This is a genomic window from Variovorax sp. Root411, assembly GCF_001425205.1.
Lineage (GTDB): Bacteria > Pseudomonadota > Gammaproteobacteria > Burkholderiales > Burkholderiaceae_C > Variovorax.
The window spans coordinates 19,182-43,334 of record NZ_LMDW01000012.1 but is presented as its reverse complement, the minus strand read 5'-3'; the positions used below and the strand labels follow the sequence as shown (position 1 = coordinate 43,334).

The window sequence follows — 24,153 nt, the reverse complement described above, 5'->3', positions numbered from 1 at the left end:
ATGGACCCTCGGCTGCTGAGCCTGTACGAACAGGAACTGCGCTACTTCCGCGAAAGCTCTGCCGAGTTTGCGCGCGCGTTCCCGAAGATCGCGCACCGCCTGGGCATCGAGGGCCAGGAAGTGGCCGACCCGTATGTGGAGCGGCTCATCGAGGCCACGGCGTTCCTGTCGGCGCGCGTGGGCCTGAAGCTCGACGCCGAGTACCCGCGCTTCACAGGGCACCTGCTCGACATCGTCTATCCGCACTTCCTCGCGCCGACGCCGGCGATGGTGGTCGTGTCCTTCGTGCCCGACCCCGACGACGCGAACCTCGCGACCGGCCCGAGCCTGCCGCGCGGCAGCGGCCTGCGTGCGCGGCAGGCCGTGGGGCAGAACACGCATTGCGAGTTCCGCACGGCCAGCGCGCTGCGCGTGTGGCCCATCGAGGTGCAGCGCGCGCAGTACTTCACCTACGCCCCCGACCTGCCGCTCAACACGCATCCGCAGTCGCGCGCCATCCGCGGCGGCCTGCGCATCGCGCTGCGCGCCACGGCCGGCCTGAACTTCAGCCAGATCGCGCTCGACGACCTCGTGCTGCACTTCGGAGGCGCCGAAGACGTGGCCTGGCAGCTGCACGAATGCGCGCTGGGCCAGCCCGTCGGCGTGCTGGTGCGGCCGCTGGCACCGAGCGGTGCCTTGCAAGGCGCGGCGCAGAGCCTGCCCGCCAGCGCCATCGGCGCGGTCGGCTTCGAGGACGACGAGGCGCTGCTGCCCGCCACCGCCACCGGCTTCTCGGGCTTTCGGCTGCTGCAGGAGTACTTCGCGTTTGCGCAGCGTTTCCAGTTCGTGCGCATCGGCGGGCTCGAGGCGCTGCTGGCCACGATGCCGGTGACCGATGTCGAGATCGTGCTGCTGTTCTCGCGCGGCGACGCGGCGCTCGAAAAGCTCGTGAGTGCCGAGAACGTGCAGCTGCACTGCGTGCCCGCCGTCAACCTGTTCACCAAGCGGCTCGACCGCGTGGCCATGACCGAGGGCGTGAGCCAGTTCCACCTGGTGCCCGACCGCACGCGGCCGCAGGACTTCGAGGTGCACACCGTCACCGAAGTCATCGGCCATGGCGCGCCCGGTGCCGATGCGGCGGCGGTCGAGCAGCCGTTCCGGCCCTTCTACTCGGCCTTCCACGGCAGCCGCACGAGCCACCCGGCCTACTTCACCACCACGCGCGAGCCGCGCATGCTGTCGGTGCGCCAGCGCACCGAGGGCAACCGCAGCAGCCACATCGGCTCCGAGGTCTACATGCAGATCGTCGATCCGCAGCAGGCGCCGTATGCGGCCACGCTGCGGCAGCTGGCGGTGACCGCGCTGTGCACCAACCGCGACCTGCCGCTGCTCATGCCGCTGGGCCGCGAGAACGACTTCGACTGCGTCGATTCCTTCCCCGTGCAGCGCGTGCGCATGGTGCGCGGGCCGTCGCGGCCGGTGTCGCCGGTGGTGAGCCAGGGGCTGGGGTGGCGCGTGGTCGATCACCTCGCGCTCAACTACCTGTCGCTGTCCGACAGCACGCCGGAGCAGGGCGCCGCCGCATTGCGCGAGACGCTGATGCTCTATGCCGTGCATGCCGACGAGATGCGCCAGGGCCAGGTGCGCGGGCTGCTGTCGGTGAAGTGCAAGCCCGTCGCGCGCAGGCTGCCGCTTAAGGGGCCGATCGCCTTCGGGCGCGGGCTCGAAGTGACGCTCGAAGTCGACAAGGACGCCTTCCACGGCCACAGCGCGTTCCTGTTCGGTGCCGTGCTCGCGCGCTTCCTGTCGCGCCACGTGGAGGTCAATCATTTCGTCGAGACCGTGCTGCGCATCGCGGGCAAGGGCGAGACCATGCGCTGGAGGCCGCTGTGCGGGACGCGCCAGATTTTGTGAATGCGCGGGTCGATGCCGCACTGCGCGAGTGGTCGGCGCAGCCGTGGGCCTTCGACTACTTTGCCGTGATGCGCCGGCTCGAGTCGGTCGCGAAGACCACGCCGCGCTGGGGCCGCGCCCTGCTGCCCAGCGCCGAGCCTGTGCGCGTGGGGCAGGAGCCTTCGCTGTCGTTCGCGCCCGCGAGCTTCAGCCGCTTCGAGCCCGCCACCGCGCATTCGCCGCCGCGCCTGCGCCAGCAGTTCTTCGGCTACATCGGCCCCAACGGGCCGCTGCCGGTGCACCTGAGCGACTTCATCCGCGAACGCAGCCTGAATCACGGCGACCCGACGTGGCTGGCTTTTCTCGACAGCTTTTCGCACCGCTTCTCGCTGCACTTCTACCGCGCGTGGGCGCAGTCGCGGCCGGCCGTGGCGCTCGACCGGCCAGGCGAGGACCGCTTCCGCCTGCAGATCGGCGCGCTGGTCGGCATCGGCACGCCGGGCCGCGTGGACCGCGACGAGATCCATGACGACGCACGCCTTCATTTCTCGGGCTGGCTCGCGCGCCGCGTGCACAACGTGGAGAGCGTGGAGTCGGTGCTGTGCAGCTACTTCGGCGTGCCCGTGAAGCTGGAGCGCTGGGTCGGCCACTGGATGAGCCTGCCGTCCGCGGAACTCACGCGGCTGGGGCAGGGCGAGAGTTCGCGCTCGATGGGCATGGGCGCCATGCTCGGCACGCGCGCCTGGGACCGCCAGCACCGCGTGCGCCTGCACCTGGGGCCGCTCACGCTCGATCAGTACCGCATGTTCCTGCCGATCGGCAATGCAAGGCCCGTGCTGCAGCGCTGGATGCAGCAGCTGCTGGGCGACGAGCTGGAGTGGGACGCCGAACTCGTGCTCGAAAAGGCGCAGGTGCCGCCCACGCGCCTCGGCGATGCGAAGGGCAACGGACCGCGCCTGGGCTGGGTCTCGTGGCTCGGGCAGCGCACACGCTCGCGCGATGCGGCGGACGTGCGCATCGGCAGCCAGCCTTTCAATCAACCCATCTTCATTCGTTCAGAAGAGATACGGAGTCCCTCATGAGTGAAATCAGCCGCACCGCCCTTTTCGGCAAGCTCAATTCGCTGGCCTACAAGGCCATCGAGGGCGCCACCGTGTTCTGCAAGATGCGGGGCAATCCGTACGTGGAGCTGGAGCACTGGTTCGCCCAGCTGCTGCAGGCGCAGGACTCCGACCTGCACCGCGTGATCCAGCACTACGGGCTCGACGTGTCGGTCATCGCGAAAGACATGACCGCCGCGCTCGACCGCCTGCCGCGCGGCGCCACCGCGATCAGCGACTTTTCGCCGCACATCGAGAACGCCATCGAGCGCGCCTGGACCTACGCCACGCTGCAGTTCGGCGAGGCGCAGGTGCGCACCGGCTACATCCTGATTGGCATGCTCAAGACGCAGAGCCTGCGCAATCCGCTGTTCGGCTTTTCGAAGCAGTTCGAGAAGGTGAAGGTCGAGGACCTGGCCGACAACTTCGCCAAGATCTGCGACGCCTCGCCCGAGGCGCAGATGCGCGCGCAGGACGGCACCGGCATGGGCAGCGGCGCACCGGGCGAAGACTCGGGCGCGATGGCGCCGGCCGCGATGGGCAAGGGCGATGCGCTGAAGAAGTTCGCGGTCGACCTCACGGAGAAGGCCAAGAAGGGCGAGATGGACCCGATCACCGGCCGCGACGAGGAGATCCGCCAGATCGTCGACATCCTCATGCGCCGCCGCCAGAACAACCCGCTGCTCACGGGCGAGGCCGGCGTCGGCAAGACGGCCGTGGTCGAAGGCTTCGCGCAGCGCCTCGCGCGCGGCGACGTGCCGCCGCAGCTGAAGGACGTGAAGCTGCTCACGCTCGACATCGGCCTGCTGCAGGCCGGCGCCAGCATGAAGGGCGAGTTCGAGCAGCGGCTGCGCCAGGTGATCGACGAGGTGCAGAGCTCGCCCACGCCCATCATCCTGTTCATCGACGAGATCCACACGCTGGTGGGCGCGGGCGGCGCGGCCGGCACCGGCGACGCGGCCAATCTGCTGAAGCCGGCGCTCGCGCGCGGCAACCTGCGCACCATCGGCGCCACGACGTGGGCCGAGTACAAGAAGTACATCGAGAAAGACCCGGCGCTCACCCGCCGTTTCCAGGTCGTGCAGGTGCCCGAGCCCGACGAGACCAAGGCGATCCTGATGCTGCGTGGCGTGGCCAGCGTGCTCGAGAAGCACCACCGCGTGCAGCTTCTCGACGAGGCCATCGAGGCGGCGGTGAAGCTGAGCCACCGCTACATTCCCGCGCGCCAGCTGCCGGACAAGGCGGTGAGCCTGCTCGACACAGCCTGCGCGCGCGTGGCCGTGTCGCAGCACGCGACGCCGCCCGAGGTGGAAGACTGCATGCGCCGCATCGAGGGGCTCACGGTCGAGCAGGAAATCATCGGGCGCGAGGAGGCCATCGGCATCGATGTGACCAAGCGCGCGGCGCAGGTGTCTGCGCTGCTCGACGAATCGAAGACGCAGCTCGAAGGGCTCGATGCGCGGTGGAAGGAAGAGAAGGGGCTGGTCGACCGGTTGCTCGAGTTACGGGCGAAGTTGCGGGCGGGAAACAAGCCGGTGGACTCCGCATCGCTCCCTCTCCCTCCGGGGGAGGGCAGGGGTGGGGGCAGCGGCGCATCAAGGGCCAGCAGTGATGTCCACGCCGTCGTGCCCCCACCCCAACCCTCCCCCAGCGGGGGAGGGAGCGAAGACAGGGCGGGGCTGTTGGAAGAACTGCACACGCTGCAGGCCAAGATCCATGCGGTGCAGGGCGAGTCACCGCTGATCCTGCCTTCGGTCGACGAACAGGCCGTGGCCTCGGTCGTCGCCGACTGGACCGGCATTCCCGTCGGCCGCATGGTCAAGAACGAAGTCGAAGCGGTGCTCAAGCTCGCCGACACGCTCAACCAGCGCGTCATCGGCCAGAAGCACGGCCTGGAAATGATCGCGCGGCGCATCCAGACCTCGCGCGCGCGGCTCGACAACCCGCAGAAGCCCATCGGCGTGTTCATGCTCTGCGGCACTTCGGGCGTCGGCAAGACCGAGACCGCGCTCGCGCTGGCCGAGGCGCTGTACGGCGGCGAGCAGAACATCATCACCATCAACATGAGCGAGTTCCAGGAGGCGCACACGGTCTCCACCCTCAAGGGCGCGCCGCCGGGCTACGTGGGTTACGGCGAGGGCGGCATCCTGACCGAGGCGGTGCGCCGCCGGCCCTACAGCGTGGTGCTGCTCGACGAAGTGGAGAAGGCGCATCCCGACGTGCACGAGATCTTCTTCCAGGTGTTCGACAAGGGATGGATGGAAGACGGCGAGGGCCGCATGATCGACTTCAAGAACACGATCATCCTGCTGACCACCAACGCCGGCAGCGAACTCGTGATGAGCATGTGCCGCGACCCCGAGCTGCTGCCCGATTCCAACGCATTGGCCGACGCGCTGAAGGCACCACTGATGAAGGTGTTCCCGCCCGCGCTGCTGGGCCGCATCGTCACCATTCCCTACTACCCGCTGTCGCCCGAGATGATGAAGAAGATCGTGCGGCTGCAGCTCGGCCGCATCAAGAAGCGCGTGGAGACCAACCACGGCGTGCCCTTCGAGTACAGCGAGGCGGTGGTCGAGCAGGTGGTCGCGCGCTGCCAGGACCCGGAGTCGGGCGGGCGTGTGATCGATGCGATCTTGACGAACACCGTGCTGCCGACGATCTCGGTCGAGTACCTGCAGCGGCTGGCTTCCGGTGGAGAGATCCGCCGTGTGGCACTCGACGTGAAGGATGCCGATTTCACCTATGCGTTCGACTGAAATGAAAGACCGCTCTTCAGTTTGCGTTGTGCGTTGGTCGGGGTTTGATCCCGCCGACGCGGTGACCTTTTTCGCGAATGTCCCCCGCTTCGCTCCTCCTTTATTTCGCGAAAAAGGCCCCCGCATCGCCGTGATCGTTCAGAGCACTTGTCGATCGGCCGCGGACCAGCAGCGTGCCCTCGTGCGCAGGGCACCGGGTGCTCCCCGCAGCGAAATAAAGGAGGAGCGAAGCGGGGGACATTCGCGCAGGGGAGTACCCGGTGGCCTGTGCACGCGCCCCGAACAAAGCACTCCAAACAAAAGCGCCCCAAACCAGAACACCTAAAAGCCTGAGAAGAAAAATGGCCGACCACGAGTTCCGCATAGAAAGCGATTCACCCGCCAAGGACGACCTGATGTTCTGGCGCATCGCCGGCCACGAGGCGCTGGCGCGTCCGTCGGCCTACGAGCTCACCGTGATCTCGACGAACAGGGCCATCGACGCCAAGGACATCCTGGGCCATGCCTTCGACGTCGTCATCGAATTCAAGGACGCCGATGGTGGAACGCACGAACGCCACTGCCAGGGCCATGCGATGCGTTTCGTGCGCGCGGGCCACGTGGGACGGCACTGCGAGTACCGCATCACCCTGCGTTCGTGGTTCTGGCTGCTTACCAAGCGCGCCAATTCACGCATCCTGCAGGAAAAGAAAGTGCTCGAAGTGCTCGACGCGGTGTTCGAGGACAGCCCCATCAGGCGCTTCAAGAAAACCAAGGCCGACAACGTCGTCGGTACGCACAACCCGCGCCGCTACTGCGTGCAGCACCAGGAAAGCGACTACAGCTTTCTCTCGCGCCTGCTGGAGGACGAGGGCATCTACTACTGGTTCGACGCGCACGACGCGCCCGGCACCATGCATCTGTCGGACGCCAGCGACATGGCGCACGACAAGCTGCCCGCCGCCGACACGCTGCGCCACATGGCCACCAACGCCGCCGAGGCGCGCTTCAACGAAATCTCGCGCTGGGTCAGCGGGCGCCAGTTCGACACCGGCAAGCACGCCTCGCGCGACAGCGACTTCAAGGCCATCAAGAAGAAGCTGGGTTCGGACATCGACGCCTCGGCTCCGCACGAACTGGCGGGCCTGGAAATCTTCGAATTTCCCGGCGGCTACTTCACAGGCGACGACGCCGAGAACCGCGCCAAGCTGCGCGGCGACGAACTCAACGCGCGCCGGGATCGCCATTGGGCACTCACCCCCTGGCCCGACGCTACCGCTGGCCGGGGCTTCAAGTTCGAGGGTGATCCCGACGGCACGCGCAATGGCGAATACATCATCGCGGCCTGTACCTTCGTCGCCAGCCACAGGGGCTACGAAGGCGTCAGCGCGGGCGCGGTGGCACAGCCGGTGCGCAGCGCGTTGGCCGAGGTGCTGCGCGACGACGCCGTCAACGCCGACACGCTCCAGGTGCTGGAGGAACTGATCGCCGGCACGCCCGCGCTCCATGCCGCGCAGACCGGCAGCAGCGCCTTCCTGCTCACCGTGATCCCGGCGGACCGGTTGTTCCGCACGCCGCGCCTCACGCCGCGTGTCACCATGCCGGGCCCGCAGATTGCCACCGTGGTCGGCCCCAAGGGCGACGAGCTGCATGTGGACGATCACGGCCGCGTGAAGGTGCACTTTCCGTGGGACCGCTACGACGAGAGCAACGAGAAGTCGACTTGCTGGGTGCGCGTGTCGCAGCCCTGGGCTGGCAAGGGATGGGGCGGCTACTTCGCGCCGCGCATCGGCCAGGAGGTGATCGTCGACTTCCTCAACGGCGACCCCGACCGCCCGGTGATCGTGGGGCGGGTCTACAACGACGACCAGCCGATTCCGTACAAGTCGCCCACGCAGAGCGGCTTCAGGACGCGCTCCACGCCGGGCGGCGGCGTGAACAACTACAACGAGATCATGTTCGAGGACAAGAAGGGCAGCGAGGCCCTGAACATCCACGCCGAGAAGAACATGAGCACCGTGGTGGAGAACGACCAGAGCCTGACCGTCCAGCACGACCGGACCATCACCGTCGAGGGCAAGGAAAGCCACACGGTCCTCAAGACCCAGATGAACCACGTGGTGAAGGCGCAGACCAACAAGTTCGACGACAACACCTTCACCACCACGCTGGGCAACCAGACCATCGGCACCAAGGGCACGCAGAGCACGGTGGTCAACGGCGCGGTGTCGATGCACACCAATGCCACGTATGCGCTGACGAGCGTGGGCGCCTATTCGCAGACTTCGCAGTCGATCACGATCAACTCCGTGGCGGCGGTCAACCTGACATCGGGCGCCGGCGTCGCGATGGCTTCGGTCGGCGCGATGAAGATGACCACCAATGCCGACCGCACCGACGCATCGGCCGGAAGCCACAGCATCTTTTCCAATGCGATCAAGGCGGTGTCGAACTCCGACCTGAACCTGATCGCCGTGGGCAACATCAACGCCACGTCGGCCGGCTCCAACACCACGGTGCTCGGCCCCAACTCCAGCGGCTACATCGGCGTGAACAGCGAAGCCAACATGGGAATGGCGCGCTCGACCTTCATGGGGCTGTCCATCGACACCATGATGGGCTTGAGCATGGCCTCCTGCCTGGCCTTGCAGATGGAGACGGCGGCGGCCCTCAAGCTCGGCTTCGCGGGCGTGGACCTGAGCATCTCGCCGGTGGACGTGGAGCAGCGGGCCACGAAGGTCATCATGCCGGGCGGAGGTGCCGGCGGCGGCGCGGGCGGGGCGTTTGCCATGGGCGCGTCCATCGGAGCCGCGATCGGAGCGGTGGCCTACTCGGCCGTGTCCTCGGTGGTCGACATCAACGCGACCTACGAGCAGTACGAGAACGCCTCGAAGGCATTGAACGAGGCGGCGGCGCAGGCGCAAGCCCTCGGGCTCAGCAGCCTGTCGGCGCGGCTGTCGGCCGCCAAGTCCATCACCGATGCGCGGCGCGACCGAGCCTGGTACGACCCGGACAACATGAGGCTGCATTCGGACCCCGCCGATCGCGCCGCGGCGTTCACGACCGACGGGAACCCGCTGAGCGCGCCGGCCAACGCCGTGTCGGGCCCCGCGGCACCGCCCGGCAGCACCGTGCCGGCGCCGCCGATGCCGGTCTCGGCCCCCGCCGCGGCCGGCAACCAGGCGCTGCCCTCGGCGCCCGAATAGCGAGGTCGTCCCGAGATGCAGATACAGAAGCCGAACACCGCCGCGCTGAGCTTCAGGCCGATCGAGTACCGGTCGAAGGCCGGCCTGTGCCTGAGCACGATGCTGTTCGTTCCGATGTCGGCCACTGGCGGCCTGCTGCGCGAGCAGTCGATGTGGGACTGCGTGGCGAAGCACATGGCCGTACCGCTGCTCGACGAAGGCGTCGCGAAGCTGACGCCCGAGTTCCTGGTTGTCGGCCGCGTCCATGCCGCCGACCCGCAGGCACGGGGCGCCGTGGCGCGCGCGCGGCTTGGCAATGCAGTCAAGTCGGTGCTGGCGTTTTCACCGCGCCACTGGGACGACGACCGCGTCGTGCAGTCCGAGGTCTACAAGCCGGTGGCGCTGGACTGGGCCCATGCCTATGGCGGGCCCGGCTTTGCCGACAACATGCAGGGCATGGGGGCGGCTGCAGTAGACGGCGTGCATGCGCTGCCCCTGCTCGAATTGCCGGACTCGCGCGTCGGTGCACCCGGCGACGTGGTGCGGCCCGCGGGTTTCGGCTCACTGGATGTGATGCACCCGCAGCGCGCCGCGCTGCGCGGCACTTACGACGACAGCTACCTGAAGACGCACGCACCGGGCTTTCCACCCGATGTCGACTGGCGCCACTTCAACATGGCACCGCGCGACCAGTGGCTCGACGCGCCCCTGCGTGGCGACGAAGCATTCGCGCTGGAGAACATGCACCCCGCCAAGCCTTTGCTGCAGGGCAACCTGCCGGGCCTGAAGGTGCGGGTGTTCGCCAACTACAGGCTGCCGTCGGAGCAGGTCGCTTCGGGCGCCGAGGTGCACAAGCTCAAGGAAGTGCCGATGCGCCTGACCACCGTGTGGTTCTTCCCTGCGGCCGAGCGCATGGTGCTGGTCTGGCACGGCCTGGCCGAAGTGGCCGAGCACGACGGCACCGACATCGCGCACCTGATGAGCGCCGTCGAGCGCCTGGGCGAGCCGCGCGGCGACGCTCACTACGCCGACGTGCTCGCGAAGCGGCTGGACCCGGTGCATGGCGGTATCGAAAGCCTGAGCGATTCCGATCTGCTGCCCGACGGCATCGACACCACCGACCCCGACTTCGAGCAGGCCAGCGCCGTCTTCAAGATGGACGGCCTGCAGGGCGATGCGCAGTTCCGGCGCGCCGAGATCGACGTGGCCCTGGCGCGCGAGAAGCTGATTGCCGGTGGCAAGGACCCCGACGCCATGGGCCTGAAGATGCCGGTGCGCGAAAAGCCGCCGGGCATGGGTGAACTGCCTGCGTACATCAAGGCGAAACAGAAAGAAGCCGACCAGCAGCACTGGGCTGCGGTGGACGACATGGTCACCCAGCTCGAGAAGGTCTTGCGCTTCGAGGACGAGCACAAGGTGAAGCTGGCCGACCTTGTGCATCGCGGGCCGCCGCTCTACACCGCTGACAGGCATCTCGCCGAACTCAAGGCGTCGGGAGGCAGGCTGCCGATGCCCGAAGCACAACTGCTGGCGAAGCTGCGGCAGAAGGAAGGCACCGAGCGCCTGGGCTATCTGCAGTCGGCCCACATGCAGCCGCCGGCGCATCCGTTGCAAGGCAAGGAAGGGGCGGGGCGCAGGCAGGAGGCGCAATGGCTGGCGGAGCACGGGCACCGCACGTTGCCGTGCATGGACCTCACGGGCGTCGACCTCTCCGGGCTGGACCTCAGTGGTTTTGATTTTTCCGGCGCGTGGCTGGAAAGCACCGACCTGCGCGGCGCCAACATCTCGGGCTGCAATTTCACGGGTGCCGTGCTGGCCCATGCCGACATGCAGGGCTGCGTTGCCGTGGCATCGGATTTCACCGGCGCGAACCTGGGCCGCGCCAGGCTGGCCGGCGCGGTGTTCGACCGGTCCAACCTGGGCGGCGCGATGCTGATGCACACCGCGCTGGCGCAGACACAAATGCGCCACGCCAGCCTGGCCGGTGCGAACCTGCTCGAAACCACCTGGGGCCCCGCCGATTGGGGCTGCGCGCAACTGGCCGGCGGCATTTTCTACAAGCTGGACCTGCAAGGTCTCGACCTGCGCGAAGCAGACCTGAGCGGCGCCAGCTTCATCGAGTGCGATGCGCGCGGGGTGGATTTTTCGGGTGCCACGCTGCAGTCCGCCTCCTTCGTCACCTGCCGGCTGCAAGGCGCGCGCATGGTCGGCGCGCAGGCCAAGGGCGCGGTGTTCGCGAAAGGCACTGTCCTTGACGGGCTGGACGCCAGCGGCGCGGACTTGACCGGCGCCAATCTGGGAGAGTGCAGCGCAGTCGGACTGCGCGCACCCCGGGGCAAGCTCGATGCCGCGAACCTGGGCATGGCCGACCTGCAAGGCGCCGACCTGCGCCTGGCTTCCGCCAAGGGCACGCTCTTTCGCAAGGCGCGGTGCGCCCAGGCACGCATGGCGGGCACCGATTGCCAAGACGCGATCTTTTCGCATGCCGACCTGATCGGCGCGGACTTTCGCAAAGCCAATCTGTTCGCCGCCGATCTCACCCGCGCGGCCCTGAGCGGCGACACGCAGTTCGACGGCGCGCTGCTCACGCGCTCGCGCACCTGGCCGCGCCTGACGCCCGAGCAACAGGCGCTCGCCGCGGCCCGCAGCGCTGCCCGAGGCGGTGCGCCATGAGGGTGAGCGCCGAACTCCTCTCGCTGGGCGCAGGCTTGGGCGAAACCTTCGAGGCGCAGGACTTCAGCGGCGGCCACTATGCCAAGGCTTTCCTGGGCGGTGGCATCTTCACGCGCTGCAACTGGGGCGGTGCCGACCTGCGCGAAGCCGATGCGCGAGAAGCCGTGTTCGACCAGTGCGACCTGGGCGGCGCCCTCTTTGCCGGCGTCAACCTGCGTCATGCGGTGTTCAATCGCTGCAAGCTGGACCATGCGGACTTTCGTGGCGCCAATCTGCATGCCACCACCTTCAACGAGTGCGACCTGACCCACGCGCAGTTCGGCGATGCATGGATGGGCATGGCCAAGCTGCATGCCTGCGTGCTCGACCATGCCGGCATGCAGCGCGTGCAGTTCGATGCCACCCTGCTGTCGAAATGCCGGCTGATCGATGTCAACGCCGACCAGTCGCGCTGGACGCACACGGTGGTGAGCGAATGCGACCTCGATCAGATGACCTGGATGGGCGCGCCGATGACCCGGGTTGTCTTCTCCAATGTGAGCCTGCGCAACAAGCACTTCGGAGGCGGTAACTACGCGTCCTGCCAGTTCTCGCGCGCCGACCTGAGCGGCAGCAGTTTTGCCGGTGCCCATCTCGCGCAGTGCAACTTCCAGGGCAGCACCCTGGACGGCTGCGACTTCAGCGAAGTGGATGCGCCGCATGCCGTTTTCTGCGAGGTCGCGGGCGAATCGGTGCGGTTCGGGAAAGCCCGGCTGCATCAGGCGCTGTTCACGCAGGCCGCGCTGCCGGGCGCCAACTTCGCCGCAGCCCATTTGCACCAATGCCATTTCGCGCAGGCCAGGCTGCCGCGCGCGTTGTTCGTGCAGGCCGATTGCACCTATGTCGACTTCAAGCACGCCGACCTGCAAGGCGCAGACCTGCGCGACGCGAAGCTGTTTCGCACCGCCTTCCATGGTGCGCTGCTGCAAGACGCGCAGATCACGGACCGCACCCAGGCGCTGGGCACCGACGCCGATCTGGCGCGCGCCGAGCAGTGGGCGCCTGCCTGACCGATCGCATCGATCGAATGCCATTCACACCGAGGCCATCATGAGCACCACCTTTTCCACCCGCCGTGCGGCCTCCGCGCCGCACAAGCCGCCCTCCACGCAAGCCGGTTGGCACCGGGCCTCGGTGCACGAGGTTTCCGCTCAAGCCGTTTCGCTGCGCGTCGGCGACCGGGTGGTCCAGGCACGCCAGGCCTTCAGCTGCCTGGTCGCACTGCAAACGGGCGATGGCGTCGCTGCCCTGGTTGACGACCAGCAGCAATGGTGGGTGATGGCCGTGCTGGAACGCAGCGGTGCGCAGGACATGCAGTTGCAAAGCCAGGGCTCGCTCGAATTGAATGCTGAACGGGTCGGCGTCAACGCACGGGACACCCTGTCGCTGGCCGCGCCACAGGTGCGCCTGAGTTGCGAGCAGGCCGATGCGATGGGTGAGCGCCTCAACCTCGTGGGCAGCGCGGTCAAGGCCATCGGCGCCACGCTCTCCACGCTGTTCGATCGCGTGCAGCACCACAGCCAGCAGCACATGCGCAGCACCGAAGGGCTGGACCGCACACAGGCCGGGCACATGGAGCTGCAGGCCAGGCAACTGCTGCAGATCCACAGCGAACATGCCCTGATCGACGGCGAGAAGCTGGTCAAGGCGCGCGGCGCGCAGATCCACCTGGGCTAGGAGCACCCCATGTTCGCCAACACCCAGATGATGGGCACCGACATGGGCTTTCCCGACGTGTGCCTCACCCCCACGCCGGCGGGCCCGGTGCCCATTCCGTACCCCAACATCGCGATGGGGCCGATGGCCATTCCAAACTGCCCCACCATTCTTTTCATGTGCACGCCGGCGCACAACATGGGCACCACCATCCCGATGACCAATGGCGACAACGCGGGCGTGAACATGGGCGTGGCTTCGGGCTCGGTCATGGGGCCTTCGCGCCATCTGACCGGTGCGTTCACGGTGCTGCTCAACGGCATGCCCGCCACGCGCCTGACCAGCGTATCGCTGCAGAACAGCACCAACTGCCCGGGCGTGCGCGTGGTGCCCAGCCAGACGCTGGTGCTGCTGCTGGCGCCCTAGAGGAAACGGAAAGAGCGAAACCGCGCCACCGTACCGGCGCAAGGGGAGAAAGGCCACCAATGGCTGATCATGAGTTCCGCATCGAGAGCGACTCGCCCGTGAAGGACGAGCTGATGTTCTGGCGCATCGTGGGTCACGAGGCACTGGCACGCCCGTCGACGTATGAACTCACCGTGCTTTCGGAGAACAAGGCCATCGACGCCAAGGACATCCTCGGGCGCGCCTTCGACATCGTCATCGGCTTCGAGGATTTCGACGGCGCCAGGCATGAGCGGCACTGCCAGGGCCACGCGGTGCGCTTCGTGCGCGCGGGCCATGCAGGCCGGTACCACGAATACCGCTTCACGCTGCGCTCGTGGTTCTGGCTGCTCACCAAGCGCAGCAACTCGCGCATCCTGCAGGAAAAGCCCGTGCTCGACGTGCTCGACGCGGTGTTCGAGGACAGTCCGATCAAGCGCTTCAAGAAGACCCGCACCGACAACGTGGTGGGTACCCACAAGCCGCGCCGCTACTGCGTGCAGCACCAGGAGAGCGACTACCAGTTCCTGTCGCGGCTCTTGGAAGATGAGGGCATCTACTACTGGTTCGACGCGCATGACGCGCCCGGCACCATGCACATGTCGGACGCCAGCGACATGGCGCACGACAAGCTGCCCGCAGCCGGCACCCTGCGCTACGTTTCGAGCGACGCGGCCGAGGCGCGCTTCAACGAAGTCTCGCGCTGGGTCAGCGAGCGGCAATTCGACACCGGCAAGTACGCCTCCGCCGACAGCGATTTCAAGGCCATCAAGAAGAAGCTCGAAGCGGACGGCGGCACGCCCGACAAGCACGAACTGGCCGAGTTCGAGGCCTTCGAGTTCGCGGGCGGCTACTTCACCGGCGGCGATGCCGACGACAAGGGCAAGCTGCGTGGCGAGGAGATAGGCGCGCGCCGCCAGCGCCACTGGGCGCTCACGCCCTGGCCCGACGTGGCCGCGGGCCGCAGCTTCAAGTTCGAGAACGACCCCGACGGCACGCGCGACAGCGACTACGTGATCGCTGCCTGCACCTTCGTCGCGAGCCACCCGGGCTACGAAGGCGCCGACATCGAAGCGCCGCGCAGCACCGTGACCGGGCTGCTGCACGAAGCGCTGGCCGACGATGCCGTGCTGGCCGACACGCTGGGCGCTTTCGATGCCGTGGTCTCGCGCATGCCGGCGCTGATGAATGCGAGCCAGCCGGGTGCCTGCGCCTTCCTGCTGACCGTGTTTCCGGTCGACATGCCGTTCCGCCCGCCACGGCTCACGCCGCGCGTGGTGATGCCTGGGCCGCAATCGGCCATCGTCGTGGGCCCGTCGGGCGAGGAGATCCACGCCGACGACTTCGGCCGCGTGAAGGTGCACTTCCACTGGGACCGTTACGACAAGAGCAACGAGAAGTCGACCTGCTGGGTGCGCGTGTCGCAACCGTGGGCCGGCAAGGGCTGGGGCGGGTACTTCTGCCCGCGCATCGGCCAGGAGGTGATCGTCGATTTTTTGAACGGCGACCCCGACCGCCCCCTGATCGTGGGCCGCGTCTACAACGACGATCAGCCGATTCCTTTCGGTTCGCACACCCAAAGCGGTTTTCGCACGCGCTCCACGCCCAAGGGCAGCGCAGCCAACTGCAACGAGTTCCGCTTCGAGGACAAGAAGGGCGCGGAGCAGGTGTACCTGCATGCCGAGAAGAACCAGGACATCGAGGTCGAGAACGATGAGTCGCACTGGGTCGGCCACGACCGCGTCAAGACCATCGACCACGACGAGACCACGCACGTGAAGCACGACCGCACCGAGACGGTCGACAACAACGAAACGATCACGGTGCACGGGCAGCGCACGGAAACGGTGGACAAGAACGAGACCATCACGATCCACCAGAACCGCACGGAGACGGTGGATCTGAACGAGACGATTTCCATCGGCCAGAACCGCGCGATCACGGTCGGCGCGAGCGAGACGGCCACGGTGGCGCTGCAGCGCACGCACACGGTGGGGATCAACGAGACGATCACCGTCGGGGCGGCGCAGGAGATCACGGTGGGGGCGATGCAGGCCATCACCGTGGGGGCGAGCCAGACCGTCACGGTCGGCGCGAACCAGTCGAGCACGATCGGAGCGAACCGGTCGGTGGATGTGGGGGCCAACCTGTCGACCAACGTGGGCGCGGACGAGTCGCGCACCGTGGGCGCGGGGCGGACCGCCAGCGTGGCCAAGGACGATTCGCTGTCCGTGGGCAAGAACCTCGTCATCAGTGCGGGCGACTCCGTCTCCATCACCACCGGCAGCGCCAGCATCACGATGAAGAAGGATGGAACCATCGTGATCAAGGGCAAAGACATCACGATCGACGCCTCCGGAAAGATCAACCAGAAGGCGGGCGGGAACATCCTCATGAAGGGTTCGAAGATCCTTCAGAACTGAGCGTGGCCGAAGACATTCAAGGAGAGAACCCATGAGCGGCAGGGACCTGATCGAGGAAGAGCTGGGGGTTGGAACGAGCGAGCCTGCGTCCATCGCGCTCTGGAGGCCGGTGGCAACCGGAGAGCTGATCGCCATCGCGGACGAGGGGCAGACACCGCTCGTCGTGTTCGGAGGGCAGCCCGGCACGGCCGCGGTGCGCGCGCGCAGTGTGGTGGATCTGCATGGTGCGCACATCGGCCGGCAGGTGGTGCTGATGTTCGAAGACGCCGATCCAGCGCGTCCAATCGTGATGGGGGTGCTGCGCGGCGCGCAAGGTTGGCCGTTGCCGGATGCGCCGGCGCAGGTGGAGGTCGATGCCGATGGCGAGCGCATGCTGGTGAGTGCGAAGGACGAACTGGTCCTGCGCTGCGGCAAGGCCAGCATCACGCTCACACGGGCTGGCAAGGTACTGATTCAGGGCAGCTATGTGTCGAGTCGCTCGACGGGGGTGAACCGGGTCAAGGGCGGTTCCGTGCAGTTGAACTGAGCGTGGAGGTCGGGTACGTGGAACTCCTCAATGCCACCCGCATGGTCGCGGGCTTCAACCTGGGCGTCGAGCCGAGCGGGCGCGAACTGCTCGTCGTGGTCGCCAAGGGCACTTTCCGCATCCCGCCGCCCGATGCACCGGACAGCATCGCGCTGCACGAAACGCAGTTGCCGCTGGTGATGGCCGACACTTTCACCGGCGCCCCGGGGCTGTCGGCACCGGTCTACGAAGTGGACTTCGCGCCGCGCAAGCCGCGCTGCGACATCCTGCTGCTGGGCAGCGCGTACGCGCCGCACGGCCGGCCCGCGACGCGCGTCGAGGTGGGCTTGCGGGTCGGCAACTGGAGCAAGACTTTCGCGGTGATGGGGCCGAGGCAGTGGGAGTGCGGGCTGGCCGGCGTGGGGGCCACGCCGCCGGGTGTGTTCGTGCAGCAGCCGATTTCGTATGACGTGGCCTTCGGTGGCTCCGACCTGCTGCATGAGGACCCGGCCCAGCACGCCGCCTTCATGGCCAATCCGGTCGGCCGCGGCTTCCACAGACACATGCGGGTGGAGTGGATCGAGGGGCGGCCGCTGCCGGCCACGGAGGAGATCGATCAGGCCGTGCGCGCGCCCGATGGCAATTACCGACCCATGGCCCTCGGGCCCGTCGGGCGCGGATGGGATCCGCGCCATCGTTTCGCAGGCACCTACGACGACGCATGGCGGGAGAAGCACTTTCCCTTCCTGCCGCCCGATTTCGACGAGCAGTATTTCCAGGCGGCGGCGCTCGACCAGCAGGTGCCGCTCGATCACTTCCGCAATGGTCCTGTCGAGGTGCTCCTGGCCAACCTGACACCCGAGGGGCTGACGCGCTTCACCATTCCTCATCTGGTGGCTCCGGTGCATGTGTTCACCCGCGACGGCGAACGCGAGGACCATACGGCCACGTTGGACACGGTGGTCGTCGAGCCCGACGAGGGGCGCTTCAGTTTGACCTGGCGCATGACGCGGCCGCTGAAGAAGGACATTTTCGAGATCGCGCAGGTCATGGTCGGCAAGAAGGGGCGCGAATGGTGGCAGCAGCGCGATGCCGCGCCGTTCCCCATTCCCGTCATCATGGTGCCGATGGAGCCGCATGACGAAGAGATGGACGAGGTCGCATGAGCATTTCGCCATCAGCCGTCGCCATCCGGTGCACGGGCCTTGTCACCAGCGTGGGACTGAACGCGGCTGCATCTTGTGCGGCGATTCGCGCCAAGGTCACCAACCCGAGCGAGACGCGCTTCATCGATTCGGAGGGGGAGCGGATCATGGCTCACGCCGTGCAGCTGGAAAAGCCATGGCGCGGGCGAGCCAAGCTCGTCCGCATGGCCGCGCTGGCGGCGCAGGAATGCCTGGCTGGAGTGGCGCGCGAGCGATGGGGCGAGATTCCCTTGCTGCTGTGCGTGGCCGAGCATGAGAGGCCGGGGCGCCTGCAAGGACTGGACGATCTCCTCTTCGACGAACTGCAGGATCTGTTGGGAGCCCGTTTTTCGGGCGATTCGCTCGTGGTCGCGCACGGCCGCGTGAGCGCGCTGGTGGCGCTGGCTCAGGCGCAGCGGCTGATCGGCGGCGAGGGCGTGCCATTGGTGCTCGTGGTCGCCGTCGACAGCTTGCTCGAGTGGCCGACGCTCGGGGTCTACGAGCGCGGCAATCGCCTGCTGACGGCCGAGAACTCGAATGGCTTCATTCCCGGCGAAGGCGCGGGCGCGCTGCTGCTCGAGACTCCTGGCGGCGAGGGCGGTCTGCTGTGCGCCGGCGTCGGCTTCGGCGTCGAGAAAGCGCACATCGACACCGAGGAACCGCTGCGCGGCGATGGCCTGAGCGCGGCCATCGAGGCAGGATTGGCTCAGGCCGGTTGCGCCATGCACGACGTCGATTACCGCATTACAGATCTTTCGGGCGAGCAGTACTACTTCAAGGAGGCGACGCTCGCGCTTGCGCGCACGTTGCGCCAGCGCAAGGAGAGCTTCGACATCTGGCACCCAGCGGAATGCATTGGCGAAGCAGGGGCGCTGGCTGGAGTCGCCGTGCTCGCGGTGGCGGATGCCGCGTGCCGTCGCGGGTATGCGCCCGGGCCGTCGGTGCTGGTGCACATGGCGAACGACGCGGGGCAGCGGGCTTGCGCCGTGATGCGGTTCGAAGAGGCCGTGGCATGAGGAACGGGCGATGAGCAACAAGGTCTTTGCCAACGCCATGGAGATCTCGTGCAAGGCTGCGAGCGGAAAGACGATGTGTGCCTTTCCCGACGTCTGTTTCACTCCGCCGCAGACGCCCGCTACGCCGCCGGGGGTGCCGCTTCCGTATCCGAACACCGGCTTCTCGTCGGACACGACCGACGGATCGACCAGCGTCGAGATCTCGGGCCAGCAGGTGATGCTCAAGAACAAGAGCTACTTCAAGAGAAGCAGCGGCGACGAAGCTGGCTGCGCGCCCAAGAAGGGTCTGGTCACAAGCACCAACATGGGAAAGATCTATTTCTCGCGCTGGTCGATGGACGTGCTGGTGGAAGGCGAGAACGTGGTGCGCCACCTCGACATCACCACGCACAACCACAGCTCGTATCCGGGCAACGAGTCGATTCCCTGGCCGCACCTGGAATCGATGGCACCCGGCGCGGCCAAGGCGGCGTGCGACAAGGAAGTCAAGCGCGAGAAGGCTGCCTGCAAGGATTTCAAGAAGCAGGGCACGAAGAACGTGTGCGCTTCCGCCGGCATGAACATCGGCATCAAGAAGCAGCGCGGGCGCGGTGCCGACTGGAACAAGATGTCGCTCGATGCCATCAAGGGCAAGGAGGCGGCCGACAAGTGCCTGCGCGCGCGCAAGTGCCGGCTCGCGCCCTACAACGCGCAGAAGGACGGCGTGCAGGGCTGCTGCCCGAGCCAGACGCCAGACCACGTGATTCCGAAGAGTTCCTTCTACACGGGCTCGGTTTCCAAGGGAAAGAAGCTGCCGGGCTGGAAGAAGTACAAGATGAGCGCCGCACCCTGCATGTGCGCCGAGGGGCCGAGCAACACCGAAGGCAGCCACGGCCTGCGCCATGCCGCCCATAAGTTCATGGGCAAGAAGGTGGGGGCCGGCACGACGCAGTCCTTCGCCAAGGAACTCAACCTGTGCGTGAAGAGCGCGCAGAAGGTGTTCAAGTCGTCCAACTGCAGCAACAAGTGCCTGAAGGCGCAGTTGAACGAAGGGCACAAGGACATGTGCTCGAAGGATCTGAAGGACGCCGAGGTGAAGCATTCGCCCTCGGGGTCGGACGTCGCAAGCGAAGCGAAGCTGAATCCGCTCAAAGCGCTGGGTCCGCCGCTTCCCTGATTCAACGGAGATCGAACGATGGCGAAACCACAGACGTTGCAGATGGCCAAGGACAATCTGTTCAGCCGCGCGGCGGCACGCACGGCGGAACTTGTCTACGTGGCGATGCAGGACAAGAAGCTGCGAAAGAAAGAGGTGCCGCACACCCGCATTGGCGGCATCTACAAGGGGGCAGTCGGCGGTGCCGGTGATGTGCAGTGGCGTGCCGCGGGCATGTGCTTCGTGAGGAAACCGAGCGAAAGGCTCGTTGTCGTCTCAGGCGACGGCCAGGTCTTCACCTACGTGGGTGGACAGGATGGCAGCGAAAAAATCCGCGATGCCTTCGACCTGCGCGCCTGCGCGGCCATCGACGGATACGCCTACGCCTGCGGCATGAACCGCGAGGTGTTCAGGCGCGGGGGCGAAGGGAAATGGACAGCCATGCATGCACCGCCTGCTGAAGGCGACGACGAGGTCGCCGGCTTCGAAGCCATCGACGGCTTCGGCGCTGGCGACATCTATGCCGTGGGCTGGGAAGGCGAGGTGTGGCACTGGCTGGGCAGTGCCTGGATGCAGGGGCCGAGCCCGGTCAATGTGGTGCTCAGCGGCGTGTGCTGTGCGGGCGATGGGAAGGTCTACGCCTGTGGCCAGTCGGGCACGCTGTTGCGCGGCCGGGAGCAGGACTGGGAAGTGCTCGAGACCGAGGGGCTGATCGATGACTTCTGGGATCTGCGCTGGTTCATGGGCCGCCTGTACGTGGCGAGCATGAGTGCGTTGTACGAGTTGCGGGGCGATGTGCTGGTGCCGGTCGATTTCGGCCGCGACGCTCCCGACAGCTGCTACAGGCTCACCGATGCGGAGGGCGTGCTGTGGTCGGTCGGGCAGCAGAACATCTGTTCCTTCGACGGCGCCGCGTGGCGCCGCTGGGAATGAGCACAAGGCCATGAACGCCGTCGTGGCGAACACCGTCGACGTGGCCTTGAACAGGCCCGTGCAGGCTGTCGTCGCGCAGCATGTGGAAGAGAGCGCCGTGCTCTTCCATGTGCGGACGCGGGTGGTCGATGCACCGCATGTCAGGCTGCACCACCTGCGTCGCCTCGACGACCGGATGGCCGCGCACCTCGACGGGTTGGCCGTGGCGGGCGCGTACGGCGCACACCTGTGCGCGAAGGCGCTGGCCACGCCCGGCCCCGGAGAGCTCTTCGCGGCCACCGCGCTGGCACTCAGCACGCACGACGAGTCCTGCCTCGACAAGGTCCTAGCATTGGCGGAAGCCTTGCCTGAGTGCCGGCCCGGCGTGCTGGCGGCCTTTGCCTGGGTCCCCGCGCCGTCGCTGCGTGGAATCGTGGGCGAGTTGCTGGCCTCATCGGTGGCGTTCCGGCGCATGGTCGGCATCCTGGCGTGCGGCGCGCACCGCGTCGATCCGGGCGCGGCGCTGGCGGTGGCGCTGGGTGACCCCGATCCATTGTTGCGGACGCAGGCCCTGCGCACCGCCGGCGAGTGCGGCAGGCTGGAACTGCGGAACGCCTGCGTGCATGCCCTGGCCGACGAGGACACCGGTTGCCGCTTCCAGGCTGCGCGCGCGGCGGTCCTGCTCGGAGACCGGCATGCGGCGATCCGTGTGCTGCACCAGGAAGCGCAGGCCGGCCGCTCGCATCGAGTGCACGCTATCGGGCTGCTGCTTAGGCTCACTTCGCCGGAGCAGGCGGTGCCGATCCTGAAGTCGCTGCTCGAGACGGATGAGGATGTCCGTGCGCTGATCCGCAGCCTTGGCGTGAGCGGTGATCCGCAGTGGGTGCCGTGGCTGATCGACCGGATGGAAGATCCGGCGCTGTCGCGCCTGGCCGGCGAGTCCTTCACTCTGATCAGCGGCCTTGATCTCGCGGTCCACGACCTGGAGCGCAGACCGGCCGAGGGCATCGAGACAGGTCCGGTGGACGACCCCGCGGATGGTGATGTCGCCCTGGATGACGACGACGGCCTGCCCTGGCCCGATGCAGGAAAGGTCGCCGAGACATGGGCCATCCGCGCGCAGAGCTTCCCGGCGGGCGTTCGCCATTTCATGGGGGCGCCACTGTCATGGGACCACGCCATGCGGGTGCGCGGGGAAGGCTGCCAGCGTCAACGTCGTGCGGCGTCGGAATACCTGTGCCTGCTGCGGCCTGGCACGATGCTTTTTCCGACCAGCGCGCCGGCGTGGCGCCAGCAGCGCTGGCTCGGCGAGCCGGGGGCCTGAGTACCGTGCGCGCGATGTACATCCTTGCTGCGTTGGCTGTCGGGTTCGCAGCCGCGGCTGCCGCGCGATGGCTGCGAAGCGTGCCGCGCCGGGCCGATCCCGCCATTCGCACCTGGCTGTTCATCGCCCTCGTCTTCACAGCCATCGCCGCCTTGCTGCAACGGCATACCTCTTAAGGCGAGATTGCCAACATGCCCCACGGAATGAATACTCCTTGCGAGGTTGTTCGGGCGTATTCAGGCACAGAGCCTTCGGGGGCCGATTCATGATCCATATCGCTGTCATCACCCAGCAAGGCGCTCCGGCGGGGCAGTCCATCGCCGCGGACTTCGGACCCAATGGCGGCACCATCGGCCGCGCCGACACCAACACGCTGGTGCTCGTCGACCCCGACCGCACGGTCTCGCGCGTGCACGCGCAGGTGCTGTGCCGCGACGGGCAGTACTTTCTGATCGACCGCGGCAGCAATCCGATGCAGTGCAACGGCGTGTCGCTGGGCTCGGGCAAGGAAGTCGCGCTGGCCGATGGCGCGCGGCTGGTGGTCGGCAGCTTCGAGCTCGCGGTGCGCGTGATGGCCGCCGCCGCGCCGCCATCGCTGGCCATCCCGAACACAGTGCTGGGTGGGTCTCCCGCAGCAGCAGCTGCCGCACCGTCGAGCGACGATCCCTTCGCCGACCTGCTCGCGGGCCTCGCGCCGCCGCCTGCACCGGCTGCATCTGCGCCTGCCTCCGCTCCCGCCGCGGCGCCGGCCGATTCGCTGCTGTTGTTCCCCGACCCGATGGAAAGCGGCTCGCGCAATGCGCAGGCCGCGCAGATCGATCCCTTCGCGAACCTGCTCGGCCCCACGCCGTCGTCTGCGCCCGCGGCCGGCCTCGGCGCGCTCGACGATTTCTCCGACCTCGGCGCGCCGCCCGCGCACGGCCGGGCCGCGGGCATCGACGAGCTGTTCGGCGGCATGGGCGGCGGTGGCGGCATCGGTGGCGATCCGCTCGCGCTGTCGCCGCTGGCCGATCCGCTGCTGCAGCCCAACACCGCGTCCAATGCCGATCCGCTGGCGGCCCTGCAGCAAGCGGCGCCTCCCACGCCCACGCCGCGCTCCGACCATCTTCCGATCGACCAGTTCGGCTTCACGCCGCCGAAGGCCATCACGCCGCCACCGCCGCCGCCGCCCGTGCAATCCGTGACGCAGTTCGATGACGAGACCGGCCAGCCGATCCGCATCAGCGGGCCCGAGGGAGCTGCCAAGCCGTTCGAGCCGCCTGCGCCCGCAGTCCACGTTGCACCGCCGCCGCCGGCTCCGCGCCCCTCCGTGCCGCCGGCCGCGCGCACCGCCACCGACGACGAGCTGCTCGCCGCCTTCCTGCGCGGCCTCGCCAGTGCGCACCAGCCGCCCGAGATGCTCACGCCCGGCCTGATGGAGCGCATCGGCGCGATGCTGCGCAGTGCCACCGAAGGCACGCTGCAGCTGCTGCTCACGCGCCAGGAGTTCAAGCGCGAGGTGCGCGCCGAGGTCACGATGATTGCGTCGCAGGCCAACAATCCGCTGAAGTTCTCGCCCACGGTCGAGGTGGCGCTGGCCCATCTGCTGGGCCCCGGCGTGCGCGGCTTCATGCCGCCCGAGGCCGCGATGCGCGATGCCTACAACGATCTGCGTGCGCACCAGTTCGGCGTGATGGTGGGCATGCGCGCGGCGCTGGCCCATGTCATCGCGCGCTTCGAGCCGGCGGAGCTGGAGAAGAAGATCAGCGCGAAGTCGGCGCTCGACGCGCTCTTCAGCGCCAACCGCAAGGCCAAGCTCTGGGACCAGTTCGTGTCGCTCTACGGCGGCATCGCGAGCGAGGCGGAGGACGACTTCCACAGCCTCTTCGGCAAGGCCTTCCTCGAAGCCTACGAAGAGCAGATGGCGCGCCTCAAGTCCGAGGCCTGACGACAACCACAACTGCATCA

17 protein-coding genes are annotated in these 24,153 nt (G+C 67.5%); all 17 read left to right on the top strand.

Annotated features, from left to right (window positions below):
- A complete protein-coding gene (gene tssF, locus ASC92_RS11240; protein WP_056514821.1) occupies positions 1-1,893 on the top strand; it encodes a type VI secretion system baseplate subunit TssF in 1,893 nt (630 codons plus the stop codon).
- Positions 1,890-2,954 (top strand): type VI secretion system baseplate subunit TssG, encoded by a 1,065-nt coding sequence (gene tssG / locus ASC92_RS11235; RefSeq protein WP_235505792.1) that lies wholly within the window; start codon positions 1,890-1,892, stop codon positions 2,952-2,954. Before tssF ends, tssG begins: the two co-directional genes overlap by 4 nt.
- Positions 2,951-5,731, top strand: coding sequence for a type VI secretion system ATPase TssH (tssH, locus tag ASC92_RS11230; protein ID WP_056514815.1), 2,781 nt, complete (start codon positions 2,951-2,953; stop codon positions 5,729-5,731). The genes tssG and tssH overlap by 4 nt, the downstream gene beginning before the upstream one ends.
- A 341-nt stretch (positions 5,732-6,072) precedes the next feature.
- The gene (locus ASC92_RS29600; protein WP_056514811.1) at positions 6,073-8,916 is read left to right on the top strand and encodes a type VI secretion system Vgr family protein; all 2,844 of its coding nucleotides are present in this window, start codon (positions 6,073-6,075) and stop codon (positions 8,914-8,916) included.
- 15 nt (positions 8,917-8,931) lie between these two features.
- Entirely contained in the window at positions 8,932-11,568 is a 2,637-nt protein-coding gene (locus ASC92_RS11220) for a DUF2169 domain-containing protein (RefSeq protein WP_056514808.1), read from the top strand.
- Positions 11,565-12,617 carry a pentapeptide repeat-containing protein gene (locus ASC92_RS11215; RefSeq protein WP_235505789.1) on the top strand — a complete coding sequence of 351 codons (1,053 nt, stop codon included), beginning with the start codon at positions 11,565-11,567 and terminating at the stop codon, positions 12,615-12,617. The genes ASC92_RS11220 and ASC92_RS11215 overlap by 4 nt, the downstream gene beginning before the upstream one ends.
- Positions 12,618-12,657: 40 nt before the next feature.
- Positions 12,658-13,284, top strand: coding sequence for a DUF3540 domain-containing protein (locus tag ASC92_RS11210; RefSeq protein WP_056514803.1), 627 nt, complete (start codon positions 12,658-12,660; stop codon positions 13,282-13,284).
- Positions 13,285-13,293: 9 nt separating this feature from the next.
- Positions 13,294-13,689, top strand: coding sequence for a DUF4150 domain-containing protein (locus tag ASC92_RS11205; RefSeq protein ID WP_056514800.1), 396 nt, complete (start codon positions 13,294-13,296; stop codon positions 13,687-13,689).
- A gap of 59 nt (positions 13,690-13,748) precedes the next feature.
- Complete coding sequence (locus tag ASC92_RS11200) at positions 13,749-16,130, top strand: type VI secretion system Vgr family protein (RefSeq protein WP_056514797.1); 2,382 nt, start codon at positions 13,749-13,751, stop codon at positions 16,128-16,130.
- 31 nt (positions 16,131-16,161) lie between these two features.
- Positions 16,162-16,656: a DUF6484 domain-containing protein gene (locus ASC92_RS11195; protein WP_056514795.1), complete on the top strand. Its 495-nt coding sequence runs from the start codon at positions 16,162-16,164 to the stop codon at positions 16,654-16,656.
- Positions 16,657-16,673: 17 nt separating this feature from the next.
- Positions 16,674-17,801 (top strand): DUF2169 domain-containing protein, encoded by a 1,128-nt coding sequence (locus ASC92_RS11190; protein WP_056516315.1) that lies wholly within the window; start codon positions 16,674-16,676, stop codon positions 17,799-17,801.
- Positions 17,798-18,835 (top strand): beta-ketoacyl synthase N-terminal-like domain-containing protein, encoded by a 1,038-nt coding sequence (locus ASC92_RS11185; protein ID WP_056514792.1) that lies wholly within the window; start codon positions 17,798-17,800, stop codon positions 18,833-18,835. Before ASC92_RS11190 ends, ASC92_RS11185 begins: the two co-directional genes overlap by 4 nt.
- 10 nt (positions 18,836-18,845) lie before the next feature.
- Positions 18,846-19,991, top strand: coding sequence for a PAAR-like domain-containing protein (locus ASC92_RS11180; RefSeq protein WP_056514788.1), 1,146 nt, complete (start codon positions 18,846-18,848; stop codon positions 19,989-19,991).
- Positions 19,992-20,009: 18 nt separating this feature from the next.
- Positions 20,010-20,903 (top strand): hypothetical protein, encoded by an 894-nt coding sequence (locus tag ASC92_RS11175; RefSeq protein WP_235505786.1) that lies wholly within the window; start codon positions 20,010-20,012, stop codon positions 20,901-20,903.
- A gap of 10 nt (positions 20,904-20,913) precedes the next feature.
- Positions 20,914-22,206, top strand: a complete 1,293-nt coding sequence (locus tag ASC92_RS11170) for a TIGR02270 family protein (RefSeq protein WP_056514779.1) — start codon at positions 20,914-20,916, stop codon at positions 22,204-22,206.
- Between the two features lie 14 nt (positions 22,207-22,220).
- Positions 22,221-22,382: a hypothetical protein gene (locus tag ASC92_RS28900; protein WP_162245722.1), complete on the top strand. Its 162-nt coding sequence runs from the start codon at positions 22,221-22,223 to the stop codon at positions 22,380-22,382.
- A gap of 89 nt (positions 22,383-22,471) precedes the next feature.
- Positions 22,472-24,133, top strand: a complete 1,662-nt coding sequence (gene tagH / locus ASC92_RS11165; RefSeq protein ID WP_056514776.1) for a type VI secretion system-associated FHA domain protein TagH — start codon at positions 22,472-22,474, stop codon at positions 24,131-24,133.
- The last annotated feature ends 20 nt before the right edge of the window (positions 24,134-24,153 follow it).